Origin of the sequence: Flavobacterium soyae, assembly GCF_021245985.1 — a bacterium.
In the GTDB taxonomy this organism is placed as follows: domain Bacteria; phylum Bacteroidota; class Bacteroidia; order Flavobacteriales; family Flavobacteriaceae; genus Flavobacterium; species Flavobacterium soyae.
Genome location: NZ_JAJQXA010000018.1, coordinates 25,468 through 40,753, shown reverse-complemented (window position 1 = coordinate 40,753; position 15,286 = coordinate 25,468). Strand labels below are relative to the sequence as shown.

Annotated in this window: 6 protein-coding genes; 5 read left to right on the top strand and 1 reads right to left on the bottom strand. The window is 34.5% G+C overall.

What is annotated here, in order from left to right; all coding sequences use genetic code 11:
- Positions 1 to 204 precede the first annotated feature (204 nt).
- Positions 205 to 4,245 carry a two-component regulator propeller domain-containing protein gene (locus LUU93_RS18340; protein ID WP_232682610.1) on the top strand — a complete coding sequence of 1,347 codons (4,041 nt, stop codon included), beginning with the start codon at positions 205 to 207 and terminating at the stop codon, positions 4,243 to 4,245.
- Between the two features lie 40 nt (positions 4,246 to 4,285).
- Here LUU93_RS18340 and LUU93_RS18335 read toward each other — a convergent pair whose 3' ends face one another.
- Positions 4,286 to 5,170: an AraC family transcriptional regulator gene (locus LUU93_RS18335; RefSeq protein ID WP_232682609.1), complete on the bottom strand. Its 885-nt coding sequence runs from the start codon at positions 5,168 to 5,170 to the stop codon at positions 4,286 to 4,288.
- A 363-nt stretch (positions 5,171 to 5,533) separates the two neighbouring features.
- Here LUU93_RS18335 and LUU93_RS18330 point away from each other — a divergent pair, with 363 nt between their 5' ends.
- From LUU93_RS18330 to LUU93_RS18315, 4 genes are all read left to right on the top strand, one after another.
- On the top strand, positions 5,534 to 6,910 hold the full coding sequence (locus LUU93_RS18330; RefSeq protein ID WP_232682608.1) for a sugar porter family MFS transporter: 1,377 nt from the start codon (positions 5,534 to 5,536) through the stop codon (positions 6,908 to 6,910).
- Positions 6,911 to 6,924: 14 nt separating this feature from the next.
- On the top strand, positions 6,925 to 10,335 hold the full coding sequence (locus tag LUU93_RS18325; protein ID WP_232682607.1) for a tetratricopeptide repeat protein: 3,411 nt from the start codon (positions 6,925 to 6,927) through the stop codon (positions 10,333 to 10,335).
- Positions 10,336 to 10,388: 53 nt separating this feature from the next.
- Entirely contained in the window at positions 10,389 to 13,187 is a 2,799-nt protein-coding gene (locus tag LUU93_RS18320; RefSeq protein WP_232682606.1) for a DUF8487 domain-containing protein, read from the top strand.
- Positions 13,188 to 13,845: 658 nt separating this feature from the next.
- Positions 13,846 to 15,243 carry a hypothetical protein gene (locus LUU93_RS18315; protein WP_232682605.1) on the top strand — a complete coding sequence of 466 codons (1,398 nt, stop codon included), beginning with the start codon at positions 13,846 to 13,848 and terminating at the stop codon, positions 15,241 to 15,243.
- Positions 15,244 to 15,286 lie beyond the last annotated feature (43 nt).

Below are 15,286 nucleotides of genomic sequence, written 5' to 3'. Positions count from 1 at the left end.
AAGTATTTTCGAGATATTTTATGTAATATGTGTTTCTTTTCTTAACATTATTAGTTTATAGGTATTAGTTTATTAAAAATAAACATTCAAGGTAAAATCTCATAAATAAAGAAGTTAATGTTATTTTTGTCTAGTGATTAATGTGAATTATCTATAAAATTAGCTTATAATTGTACTTTTTACAAGTAAATTAAAAATTACGTTTTGAAGCATTTTGTTTTATATATTCTACTAATAGGCTTTTCATTTTCTGGATACTCGCAAGATTATCCGGTTAAATTTCTTGATATATCCGACGGATTATCCAATAATTCCGTAACAACTATATTTCAGGACAGCGAAGGTTTTATGTGGTTTGGAACTTACGATGGCTTAAACCGATACGACGGCTACAATTTTAAAGTTTTTAGAAACCGAATCAACGATCCAAAATCATTATTGTTTAATACAATCTATGATATTGAAGGTGATTCTAAAAAAAATATCTGGGTTGGAGGCGCAAATGGTGTTTGTGTTTACAATAAAACCAATAACAGATTTAATCCTGTTCAGTTTATTTTATCGGATCAAAAGCCAAAAGTTCTAAAAGATATCATTCATCAAATGCGGTCTGTGTCTGAGAATCTGGTATTAATTGCTTCTCAAAATTTAGGCTTAATTACTTTTGAAAATGGCACTTTTGTTGGAAAACATATTCCGTTAAATGTATTGGGCAGCAGGATCAGTGTTAGCAATTATGATGCAATTGCACTTCAGGATGATAAAAAAAAGGCGCATTGCTGGGTTTACGTTAGAAATGTTGGAATTTGCAGTTACAGTTATACTTCTAAAAGTTTAAAAGTAGTTTTTCCACTTTCCAAAGAAGTAAAGGCAATGAAATTAGCTCCTGATGAAAATCTTTGGTTAGGAACAGATGAAGGACTTTTTCTTTTCAATACAAAATCTGGTGCACTTTCAGGAAATTACTTTACAGTAAAATGCAGTGTTACCGATATTCTTTTGGATAAGAAAAAAGAAATCTGGATCACAACAGACGGCTGCGGGATTTTTAAAGTGGACAGAACAAATCAAACAGCAATTGCCCAAAATAACATACAAGGTAATCAGCTGGCCAAAAGCAATTCGGTTTGGAGTTTATACGAAGATAAGTCAGGAAACAAATGGTTTGGCTCGTTACGGGGCGGAATCAGTATGTTGAGCAATACACCTAAATATTTTAAAAGCATTAGGTACAATGCAAAAGACCCTGCCGAAAACTTTATTTTGTCTTTTTGCGAAGACGAAAAAAGGAATATATGGGTGGGTACAGATGGTGCAGGTTTAAAATACTGGAACCGAAAAAATAATACGTACGTTAATTATAGCAACGCTCTTTCAAGCACTTTTATAACCGGAATTACCCGCGATAATAATAACGATATCTGGATTTCGACCTGGGCCGGAGGAATAAACCGCATTAATAAAAAAGACAATAGCGTAACACGATTTTCTTGTTACAATCCGTACACGAAACAAATTGAAAAGAATATTTGGTTTGTTTATAAAGATTCAAAAGCCAATATTTGGGCAAGTGCCACTAACGAAGGTTCTTTGTATCTTTTTGATCGTACTAAAAATAATTTTGTTCTTTTTGACAGAACCATTAATAATCTGCAATGTCTTATAGAAACTAAAGACGGGAAACTTTGGGGTGCCAATTATGGTACATTATTTTCAATAGAAAAAAATATCAGAAAGATTGTAAAAATAGCTTTTAGCAATCCAATTCGATGTATTCATGAAGACAAAGACAAAAATCTCTGGCTCGGAACACAAGAAGGCGGATTGGTATTGTATGACCGTAAAACCAATAATTTCAAGAGATTTACATCAGATGACGGACTGCCTTCAAATACGATTTTAAGATTATTAGAAGATAAGGAAGGAAACCTATGGATGAGTACTTATAATGGTGTCTGCCGATTTGATAAAAAAAGAAAAACGTTTCGCAATTTTTCTGTAAATGATGGTTTACAAAGCAACCAGTTTAGTTTTAATGCCGGACTTCAATTATCGACAGGAGAATTTCTTTTTGGCGGTATAAACGGTTTTAACGTCTTTTTTCCCGAAGCAATAAAAGGATTCAACCAAAAGAACAATGTTTTGCTGACAGATTTTTATGTTAACAATCAGCTAATAGAAGAAAGTAAAGCAGCAATTACAACCGATTCTGAAAAAATAAAAGAAGTCGAACTGGCTTACGATCAAACCACTTTATCATTAGAATTTGTTGCCTTAGATTATAATAACGCAGACAAAATAAATTATGCTTATTTTTTAGAGAACTGGGACGAGCAATGGAATTATGTGGGTCAGGCCCGAAAAGCAAATTATTCAAGACTTCCCGAAGGAAAATATACTTTTAAAGTAAAAACAACCAATTTTAAAGGCGGCTGGAACAAAGAAGTCAGCCTTGTTTCGATACAAGTCCTGCCGCCCTGGTACAGAACCTGGTGGGCCTATTTATTGTATATATTGAGTATTTCAGGACTTCTTTTCGTTTATCTGGATTATCATAAAAACAAAGAAAAACTAAAATATAAAGTAAAAATTGCAGAGTTAGAAAGCAAGAAAGAAAAGGAAATTGCCGAAAAGCAGTCTTCTATGTTTACTTATATTTCGCATGAATTTAGAACACCGCTTTCGCTGATAATAAATCCGCTGAAAAAAGCAGTTCAGAAAGAAAATGTTCAAAACGGTTCTTCGGGAAGCGATTTGGCCATTGCGCACCGAAATGCCAGAAGACTTTTAAGCCTTGTAGATCAGCTGCTTCTTTTTAGAAAAGCAGAAAATGATGCCGATTCATTGCGTTTATCCCCAATAAATGTAAATAATCTTTGTAATGAAGTTTATCAATGTTTTGTAAATCAGGCAAAAGATAAAAGCATCAATTATAATTTTACAATTCCGGGTCATGAAATTGTGATTATCGGCGATTATGAAAAAATTGAGATTTCATTATTCAATTTAATGTCAAATGCCTTTAAGTACACACCAATTGGCGGAGAAATTAATTTGATAGTGACAGAAAGTGATGATGAGGTTTTTCTTGAAATCTCTGATAGCGGCGACGGAATCGAGAAAAAAGATATTGAGGTTATTTTCGAAAAATTCAAACAGATCAATTCAAAAGTTTCAATTGGAACCGGTTTTGGAATTGGACTTTTTATTGTTAAATATTTTGTAGATAAACATAAAGGTAAAGTAAGCTGCGAAAGTGAAGTAGGGAAAGGAAGTACCTTTAAACTAACTTTCCTGAAAGGAAACAGCCACTTTGAAAATGTCGAAATTACAAATGATGCTCCGCAAAGAAGTCAGCTATTTGATGAATTAATAATTGATGATGCTGAAGAAAACAATGCTGTTTCAAATAGTATAGTTTCAGAAAGTGATTTCCAAAAAATCATGCTTACTGAAAAACGCACCATTTTAATTATTGATGACAACCAGGAAATCAGAGCCTATCTGATAAAATTATTCTCAGAAAACTATGTCGTTTATAGTGCCGAAAATGGGGAAGAAGGCTTAAAACTGACAAAAAAACATATGCCGGACCTTGTAATCAGCGATATTACAATGGAAGAAATGGATGGTTTAGAGTTATGCCGAAAAATAAAAGAAAGCAACGACTTGTCTCATATACCCGTAATTCTGCTGACAGCATCAAAAAATCCTGAAACCCATTTACAGGGAATAAATGATGGCGCCGATGATTATATCACAAAACCATTTGACGATGATATACTCAAAGCACGTGTAGAATCTTTACTGCGAAACCGAAGCAACCTGCGTACTTATTTCTTAGACAGCATTACACTAAAAGAAAATACCCAGAAAGTTCCGGTAGAATATCAGGAAATGCTAAAAAAATGTATTGATATAGTAGAAGCCAATATTCATAAAAGAGATTTTACAATCAAAAACTTTGCCCTCGAAATGGGAATGAGCCATAGAACGCTTTATACAAAAATCAAGATTATTTCGGGACAGACTTTAAATGCTTTTATACGTTCAGTTCGTATTCGAAGAGCAGCCATGTTAATGCTGACCGAAGATATGAATATTACTCAGGCAAGTGCCGAAGTTGGATTTGAAGATCCAAAATATTTCAGACAGCAGTTTGTAAAACTCTTCGGAATGACGCCATCAGAATATATTAAAAAGTACAAGAGTTCCTTTAATTCGGATTTGAATATTATTAAATAATAGTTTTTTAAAACCTGTTGGGATCTGGTCAATTGAAAATTTACACTTGATTTTTGTATCTCAGACGATATTCTCTCGGCGATATTTCCATGACCAATCTGAATGTTTTTGAAAAATGAAACGGATCATAATAGCCTAAATGATAAGCAATTTCTTTTATTTTCATAGTACTGAATTGCAAAAGTGAACACGATTTCTGAATTTTCAACTGATTGTAATAATCCATAGGGGTGCAGGATGTTTTTTCAAGAAATAAAGCCCCAAAATAAGAACTCGAATACCCTGCATGCTGTGCGATTTCATGCAGTGTTATCTTATTGGTCAGGTTGTTTTTCATATAAATGATGCTCATAGGTATTACATCTAAAACCTCTGCATCGGCAGTTCTTATTTTTAAAAATTGATCTGTATATTTTATACTGGCCAAAAAATGCTGTAAACAAATGCTGGAATATTCAAGATTATCAGGATAAAAACCCATTTCCAGATTTTGATAAATTTCTTCAAACAGGTTCAGCCGGTCGGATAATCCCGCGTCGTTCAGGTTTATAATTTTTCCTGTGACAGAATCGTGTAAAGAAGTATTTATTCCTTTAAAATGCAGCCAGTAAATGCTCCACGGTTTTGATATTTCGGCTTCATAGCTATGCGCTTTATGGGCCGGAATAATAAAAGCCTGATCTTTAGTAAGTGAAAATTGTTCATCTTCAAAAGTGATAAAGCCTTTTCCGTTTTCGCAATAAATAAGAATGTTTTCAAGAGCGCCTTTTGATCGTTTTCTGAAATGATATTTTGCATTGGGATAATAACCAATATGGGTAATAAATACATTTTTTGTCAGCTCATTTTCTGACTGAAAATTGCGTACACTATAAGGAACAACAATGGCTCTTTCGCCTTTAAATCCATCTGCTATCTGATCCATATTTTTAAAATGAGAACCATTTATTATGTATTAAAAACCAAATCTAAGAAATAATATGCTAAAATCTAAATTTTATCAAACCGTGAAAATTTACATATTATAATAAAATAGTGATCGAAATTACGTAATAAAAGCTTGTGCTGTAATATTAGCAAGGTATTTTTTATGTTGTGTAACTTTTTTATTCGTAGCTTTTAACACTAAAAATAGATTTAATGTAAAAAAAATGATTTTTTATTTTGGGTATGATAAGGTTTTGTTTCAAATCGGCTTTTTATACATGTTTTACTGAAATATTACATTTTCACAGCCTTATCAAGTAACGATATTTGTAATCGATAAATTAATTTAAAATATAAATATATGAGTAAGTTCAATTCTTCGTACCTGCTTTTCATTGCATTAGTTTCAGCAATGGGCGGTTTACTATTTGGATATGACTGGGTAGTAATTGGAGGAGCAAAGCCTTTTTATGAAGTTTTTTTTAATATTACAAATTCGCCTTCTATGCAGGGCTGGGTAATGGGAAGTGCAATATTAGGCTGTTTGCTGGGAGTAATGATCTCCGGAAGCTTGTCTGACAAATATGGGAGAAAACCGTTAATGATTGTTGCATCAGTCTTTTTTACACTGGCTGCAGCAGGTATCGGATTGGTCGATACGATTGAATGGTTTATTGTCTGGCGAGTGGTAGGCGGAGTTGGAATAGGAATTGCGTCTAATCTTTCTCCTATGTATATAGCCGAAATCGCTCCAAGCGAATCCAGAGGTAAATTTGTTTCCATAAATCAGCTTACGGTTGTGATTGGAATACTGGCGGCACAAATTGTGAATTGGTTAATTGCTGATCCAATTATCGAAGGACAGGATATACTGAATTCCTGGAACGGACAATGGGGCTGGCGCTATATGTTCTGGGCAGGTGCAATTCCATCAGTTGTTTTTTTTGTTTTAATATTAATTATACCCGAAAGTCCAAGATGGCTTGCAAGTCAATACCGTTATGCAAAAGCCGAATCAATTTTTACTAAAATTGGCGGACAAGCTTTTGCTTCTGAACAAATCGAGCAATTGAAATTAAGAGCAGGCGACGTCAAAGAAAAAGTGAATTATAAAATGCTTTTTGAAGGCAAAATACCAAAGATTCTTTTATTAGGAATTGTAATTGCTGTTTTCCAGCAATGGTGCGGTATCAATGTAATTTTTAATTATGCGCAGGAAGTATTCTCAGCGGCAGGTTATGGTGTTTCAGACATCTTATTTAATATCATTATTACGGGGTTAACGAATGTAATTTTCACTTTTGTCGGAATGTACTTTGTAGACCGTTGGGGACGCAGAACATTAATGCTTATTGGCTCAATTGGTTTATTCCTCATATATGCCTTATTAGGTGCCTGCTATTATTTTGAAATAACAGGAATTGCGGTTCTGGGACTTGTTATTGCAGCAATTTCGTGTTATGCAATGACACTGGCACCAATTACCTGGGTAGTTCTATCTGAAATATTCCCAATAAAAATTCGTGCAATGGCAATGGCGGTTTCAACTTTCGCGCTCTGGACAGCCTGCTTCGTGCTTACTTATACATTTCCAATCCTAAATAGCAGCCTTGGTTCTTACGGGACATTCTGGATGTATGGTATTATCTGCTTAGCAGGATATTTTTTCCTATGCGTTTCTTTGCCGGAAACCAAAGGAAAGTCTTTAGAGGAAATAGAAAATGAATTGACAAAATAATAGCTTACAATAAAATGGAAAATATAATTTCAGATGTAAATCAACCTAATTTAATTAAGGAAAATTTACAGACAGGACAAGCAATGAATGAAAATGCCCAAGACGAAAAAATCACGGCTTATCTAATACAATCAACGGTTAATGAAGATGGCGTTGTTCGTGTTTGGGAAGAAGATATATTACTGCCGACTTATCAAATTGGCGAAGAAGAAAAGAACCCAATTTTTCTTGAAAAACGTGTTTATCAGGGAAGTACAGGTGCTGTTTATCCGTATCCTGTGGTTGAAAAATTATCAGACAAAAAAAATGACAAATGTTACAACGCTGTATTTTTAGAAAATAAATACATCAAAATAATGATTCTTCCTGAATTGGGCGGCCGTGTGCATATGGCATATGATAAAGTAAAACAACGCCATTTTGTGTATTACAATCAGGTAATTAAACCGGCTCTTGTTGGACTTACAGGACCCTGGATTTCGGGCGGAATTGAATTTAACTGGCCGCAGCACCACCGTCCGAGTACTTTTTTGCCTATAGATTACAGCATTGAAGAGAATGCTGACGGAAGCAAAACCATTTGGTGTAATGAAGTAGAAAGAATGTTTAGAACAAAAGGAATGCAGGGATTTACACTGCATCCTGACAAAGCTTATATTGAAATAAAGGTCAAAATTTATAACCGTACCGCTTTTCCGCAAACGTTCCTTTGGTGGGCAAATCCTGCAGTTGTCGTAAATGATAGTTATAAATCGGTTTTCCCTCCTGATGTTAACGCTGTTTTTGATCACGGAAAAAGAGATGTTTCAAAATTCCCAATCGCGACTGGCGAATATTACAAACAAGATTATTCAGCCGGTGTTGATATTTCGAAATATAAAAATATTCCGGTTCCAACCTCTTATATGGCGGTTCAGTCTAAATATAATTTTGTTGGAGGTTATGAAGATAATGTACAGGCAGGACTGCTGCACGTTGCAAACCACCATGTTTCACCGGGTAAAAAACAATGGACTTGGGGCAATGGTGATTTTGGACTTGCCTGGGACAGAAATTTAACAGACAAAGATGGTCCGTATATCGAATTAATGACAGGAGTTTTTACAGACAATCAGCCTGATTTTTCATGGCTGCAATCATATGAAGAAAAGTCATGGGTACAGTATTTTATGCCGTATGCCGAAGTAGGGTACGTAAAAAATGCGACAAAAGATGCAATCATCAATATTGAAGTTAAAGGAACTGAAGCTGATTTGGTTTTATACACCACAAGTTTGTACGAGAACTTAAAAATAGAACTAAAAGACAATGAAAATAACATTTTATTTAAGGATGAAATTACAATTTCTCCAGTAAATCCATATAAAAAAAGAGTTTCTATAGGAGATGCATTATCAGAAAATTTAATTTTTACAATTTATACTTCTGACGGAAAAATGCTGGTTCAGTATCAGGAAGAAAAAGCAGAAATAAAACCTGTTCCCAATCCTGCAAAAGCAGCCTTAGATCCAAAAGATATCGCATCAATAGAGCAATTGTATTTGACAGGATTGCATTTAGAGCAATACAGACACGCGACTTACAATCCGCTGGATTATTATTATGAAGCTTTAAGCCGGGATTCGCGAGATGTTCGCTGCAATAATGCTGTTGGTTTATTAATGTTAAGAAGAGGTCAGTTTGAAAAAGCCGAAACGTATTTCAAAACAGCCATAGAAGTGCTTACAGAACGCAATCCAAACCCAATTGACGGAGAACCACATTATAATTTGGGATATTGTTTGAAACTTCAGGGAAAAAATAACGAAGCTTATAATTCACTTTTTAAATCAACCTGGAATGCTGCCTGGCAGGATGCAGCTTTTTATACATTGGCACAAATTGACAGCATAAAAGAAGAATGGACCGGAGCTTTAGAAAGAGTTGAATCATCATTAATAAGAAATTGGCACAATCATAAAGCGCGTCAATTAAAAGCTTCTGTTTTGAGAAAATTAAACAGAAATCAGGAAGCTTTAGCGTGGATTGAAGACTCAATAAAAATTGACCGTTTTAATATGGGATGCCGTTTTGAGAAATATCTGATTACAAAAGATCAGGCAGTTTTAAATGAAATGAATACTATTATGCGTCAATGGCCGCATGGATATATAGAATATGCACTTGATTTTGCCGGAGCAGGATTGTATGAAGAAGCGAGTCAGTTATTGCAGGAATCTATTCAGGATACTGGCGAAGTTTATCCAATGGTGTATTACACGTTAGGTTATTTTGCTTCTAAAAACGGAAATACAAATGAAGCAGAAGAGTGGTATAAAAAAGCATCATTACAATCTTCAGAAAAGTGTTTTCCTAACCGAATAGAGGAAGTAAATATTTTGCAAGATGCTGTTAAAATGAATCCTCAGGATGCTAAAGCGCCTTATTATTTAGGGAATTTTTGGTATGCATTCCGTCAATATGAGGACGCTGTAAAAAATTGGGAATTATCGTATAGTATCGACAATCAATTTCCAACTTTACTGAGAAACCTTGCATTGGCATATTTCAATAAAACAAATGATAAAGCTAAAGCTCAGGAAATGTTAGAAAAAGCTTTTGCTCTGGATACAGCAGATTCAAGGGTTTTTATGGAATTGGATCAGCTTTATAAAAAAATAGGAACACCACCTGAGGACAGATTGTCGCTTTTAAATCAATATCCAAATTTGGTTGAAGAACGTGATGATTTGTGTATTGAACGCATTACACTTTACAATCAAATTGGGAAATATGCTGTTGCAAAAGATCTGATTTCGAAAAGAAAATTTCATCCTTGGGAAGGAGGAGAAGGAAAAGTAACCGGGCAGTATACCTTATGCCGAGTAGAATTAGCCAAAATTGCCATAGCAGAAAAACGTTTTGAAGAAGCGATACAACTGCTAAAAGAAACAGAATTTTATCCGCACAATTTAGGCGAGGGAAAACTGAAAAATGCCGAAGAAAATGAAGTGTTTTATTATAAAGGTTTAGCGTATAAAGGACTTGGGGATGTAGAAAATGCAAATAGAAATTTTGCAGAAGCAGCACTTGGGTCTCCTGAGCCGATTCAGGCTTTTTTCTATAATGACCAGCAGCCGGATAAGATTTTTTATCAGGGACTGGCATGGCGTGAGTTAGGAGACGAAGATAAAGCCCGAAGCCGTTTTAACAAACTGCTGGCACATGGAGAAAAGTATTTGTTCGAAAAATCCAGAATTGATTATTTTGCAGTTTCACTGCCGGATCTCGCTATTTGGGATGATGATTTAAATGTGAGAAACCAAGTGCATTGTTATTATGTAATGGCCTTAGGTTACAGCGGATTAGGAAACGAAGAAGAGTCTGAAAAATACTATCAAAAAGTGAAACAATTGGATATAAACAAACAAACGTTTCGCAAATAACTCATTATTCAATAAGATCACAAATAAAAATTTCAATTATAAAATTTAATAAAATGCAAATCAAACACATCATAATTTCTGTTTTGCTTTTACTTTTTCTGTCATCCTGGGATGTTGAAGATAAGCCAGTATTGAATATTTCAGGCGACTGGACAGTTCAATTAGACAGCACTGATATAGGACTAAAAAATGGCTGGCAAAATAAAGGTTTTGCACAATTAATGAAATTACCGGGAACAACAGACGATGCAGGACTTGGAGCAGCCAATAAGTTAAAACCAGGTTTAGAGAAACTTCAAATGAGTCATTTAACCCGAAAAAACAGTTATCTGGGTGCAGCCTGGTATAGTCGTGAAATCACAATACCAAAAAAATGGAAAGGAAAAGACCTTATTTTAAAATTAGAGCGTGTCATTTGGAAAACAAATGTCTGGATTGATGGCAATGAAGTTGAAACAGAACAAAACAGCCTGATTGCACCACATTATTTTAATCTTTCAAAATATCTAACGGCCGGAAAAACGCATCGCATCACGATTCGTGTTGATAATCGTAAACTGTTTGATATTAGTGTAGATAATATGGCGCATGCTTATACCAATGAAACACAAATTATTTGGAATGGCATTATTGGCAAGATAGAAATTGAAGCGTTTGATGTTGTTCGTATTACTAATTTACAAGTAAATCCAGATATTAAAGAAGGAAAAGTAAAATTGACTTTTAAGCTGAATAACAATTCTAAAAGTACAGATAAAGGAATTTTAACGATTACTGCCATCAATAAAAAAAGAAAAACTGCAGTAGAATCACTTAAAAAAGAAATCCGGTTAAAAGCAGGACAATCTGTAGTAGAGCTTGATTATAATATGGGAAAAGACGTAAAGCTTTGGAGCGAATTTTTACCTGAATTATATGAATTAAAAGCCGAATTAAAAACAATGAAAAACGAATCGCAGATTGCTGTAGATTTTGGGATGCGCAGTTTTTTAAAAAAAGGACCGGTTTTAACGATTAACGGCCAGCCGGTTTTTTTAAGAGGGACTTTAGAATGTAATATTTTTCCGCTTACCGGACATGCGCCAATGGATAAAGAAGGCTGGAAAAAAGTATTTGGAACAGCTAAAAACTGGGGATTAAATCATTTGCGTTTTCATTCCTGGTGTCCTCCGCAAGCTGCTTTTGAAGTGGCTGACGAAATGGGGTTTTATCTACAAGTTGAACTTCCGGTTTGGAGCCTTAAAATTGGAGAAGATCAAAAAACAACGGACTTTTTATACGCCGAAGCACAACGTATGATGGATGAATACGGAAATCATCCTTCATTTTGCATGTGGTCAATGGGCAATGAACTGCAAGGCGATATGACGGTTCTGACAAAATTAATGAATAGTTTAAAAGCAAAAGACGGCAGGCATTTATATACGACAACTTCTTTTACTTTCGAAAAAGAACATGGCGTTTGGCCGGAACCTGAAGATGATTTCTTTATCACACAGTGGACAAAGAAAGGCTGGGTTCGCGGGCAGGGCGTTTTTAACAGCGAATCGCCGGCTTTTAATAAAGATTATGCCGCTTCTGTGGAAGGAATGACGGTCCCTTTAATAACACACGAAATTGGGCAGTATGCTGTTTACCCTAAAATAGATGAAATTTCGAAATATACAGGTGTTTTAGAACCTGTCAATTTTAAATCGGTTAAAGAAGATTTAGAGCGTAAAGGATTAATTGCTAAAGCTGCAGATTATACAAAAGCTTCGGGCAGACTGGCTGTAATTCTTTATAAAGAAGAAATAGAAAGAGCATTAAAAACAGCCGGAATCAGCGGTTTTCAATTATTGGATTTACATGATTTTCCGGGTCAGGGAACCGCATTTGTAGGACTTTTAGATGCTTTTTGGGATAGCAAAGGACTGATTTCGGCAGAAGAATTCCGTCAGTTTTCTGCGCCCGTTGTACCGCTTTTACGATTTTCAAAAGCTGCTTATACAAACAACGAACTTTTTACTGCTTCTTTAGATGTCAGTAATTATTCAGAAACTAATTTAAAAGATCAGGAAATAGAATGGAGTATCAGCGATAATACTGCTGTAATAGCTTCTGGCAGTACAAAAGCAGCCATTGCAATTGGGTACAATCATAAAATCTTAGATTTAAATGAAAGCCTTCAAAAAGTATCCAAGGCATCCAAATTAATAATTAAAGTAAATCTGAAAGGAACAAACTATAAAAATCAATGGAATATTTGGGTTTACCCTCAAAAGCAAGCCATTGATTACGGAAAAGTTGTTTACACCAGAAATCTTGACGAAGCCTACAAACAACTTAAAGCCGGAAAAACAGTATTATTAAATCCGGATTGGAAAAAACTAAAAGGTATAGAAGGAAAATTTGTTCCTGTATTTTGGAGTCCGGTTCATTTTCCGAAACAAGCCGGCACAATGGGCGTCCTTTGTAATCCTGCGCATAATGCATTGGCTGACTTTCCAACAGACATGAATACAGACTGGCAATGGTGGGATTTGACTGTAAACTCGACAACACTTATTACAGATAACATTATTGGTGGAAAACCAATCGTAGAAATGGTAGATAATTTTGCCAATAACCGCAAATTGGCTTCGCTGTATGAAGGAAGCATAAATTCCGGAAAATTGATAATCGCTTCGTTTGATCTGACAGGAGATTTAGACAAACGTCCTGTTGCGAAACAAATGTTGATTTCAATATTGAACTACATGAACAGTACATCATTTAATCCGGAAGTGATCAAAAATCCGGAAGTTTTAAAAACAATTCTGGCAGACCAAAAGGAAAAAGGAAAAGAAGCAGCTACTAGTATTTATAAATAAAAGAGCAAACCTGTTTATATATACTGCGTGTCAAAAGTGAATTTGAATTCATCAAAGTTACTCTTACTAAAACGTAAGAGTTAAAAATAAAGGTTTTAGATAGTAATTATATATTGTGTAAAAAAATACTGTTATTTTTTAATACTTAATAAATTTTACTGTAAAATAATAGTTAATTGCAAATTTGACCTCCTTTTTTTTCCATTTTACCCCTGTTAGAGAGTGTGAATTAAACATTTCTTTGCAGTAATAGTAATGAAGTTAGTTGCATTGCTATGTTAAAATTATAAGTGTTTGTTTCGATAAGTTTTTATCAGTTTAAAGAATTGAGCCTTCTTTAAATATTAAGTAAGAGTTGGTTTTACAATATAACTTATCATACCCGCAGCCCTTTAAAAAACTGCGGGTAAAATAACAAACAACGAGATACGCTAAAAAAAGAAAGAATTAAAGAAGAAAGAACAAAGATCATAAGGAAAAAAATATACTAACAATTAACCAAACTCACCAATATGAAAATAACCAGATAATCATTTGCAGTCTGTTTTTTTGCCTCACAAACAGACAATCAAAATTTAAAAATTGACCTACAAGTTTAAACCAACTTACGTTTTTAGAAAAAAACAAACTAACTAAACCTAACCTTAAAAATTGAGAAATGAAAAAAAATGTATTTTTATTTTTTCTTACCCTTTTTGCCATCTTTTTTACCGGATGCCAAAATAACGAATCAGGATTTCCAAGTTCTGATGATCCTACGGTAGTTGTATCAACAAAAGAAATTTATGGTGCACCAAGCAGAAAATTTGAAATTAAAGCCGCTTTGGCTGATGATTTAGGATTAAAAAGCGTAGAGATTCAAATTCCAGAATTATCGCTTGATAAAGTAATCTCATTTGCAACAGATCCTCTTTTAAAATCATACGATTTGAGTTATTTTTTCGAAGTTCCGGCAAACAGAGGAACTTCTGAAGCATTCAAAATAAAACTTACCATTACAGACGTTTCCGGAAATGCAGTAAATGAAGAAATTAATTTACGTCTGGACGGCGAATTTGCAGCTCCTTCAATAACAATGGTTACTCCAAAAGAAGGTGCCGTTATCTTATTATCAACAAGCAATGAAATGCCGGTAAACTTTACGGTAAATGACGATTCAGGAATTGATTATGTTCAGGTTAAATGTGCTGCGCTTGGTATTGATGAAACCGTTCAGTTAACAGGATCACCTCAATCTTATACTTTTAATAAAACTTATACACTGCCTGTAACTGCAGCTGATTACGTATTGACAATTACAGCAAAAGATAAATTTGCGATTCCGAATACAGGAACATTAAACATAAATATTGTGGCTACAAATGAGTATCCTGCAATTTATTTATGCGACCAGCCAAAAGGTACAAACCTAACGACAGATGCAGTTGGAGTTCCGATGTATTTCCACGAAAAAAGCGGACAGGATTTTGAATTTAAATATTACGCAGATACAGACAATAAAGAAATTTATTTCTTAGGCCAGGAATCAGATTTTGCCCCACATTGTTTTGGTTTAAATGCGTCTGGAGAATTAGTAGACGATGTTGCTTCAACCGCAGTTATTCTGCCAACAAAAGGATATTATATTATTAAAGTAAATCCAAACACTTTAAAATATACGGCAACAAAATATACACCTTCGAGCAAAGTCTGGGCTGATGTTGCCAACGGATTATGGCATGACGACGAAGCTTTAAGAAAACCTTTCGTAAGCGTTTGCGGAGGCGGAATCGACGGTGCAAACTGGGATACCTGGAATGCGTGGGTTGTGAAAAAACTTCACTTAGCCAATAATCCAGCCAATCCTTATCAATTAGTTGGAGAGTATACCTTAACCGGAACTATGGAAGGAACTTTTACAGGTCAATGGTGGAGCCCTTCATGGAGATTAATTAAAAATGGTATTTGTACCATGTCACCGGGAGAAAACGGAAATGCTAAATACCCAGCAGCGGCCGGAGTTTATAAAGTAGTTCTTGATACAGAGTTAGAGAGAGTTTTTATAACAAAGAAATAATTTGTTATTACACTTTTATAACATTAATAAATAAAACATCTAA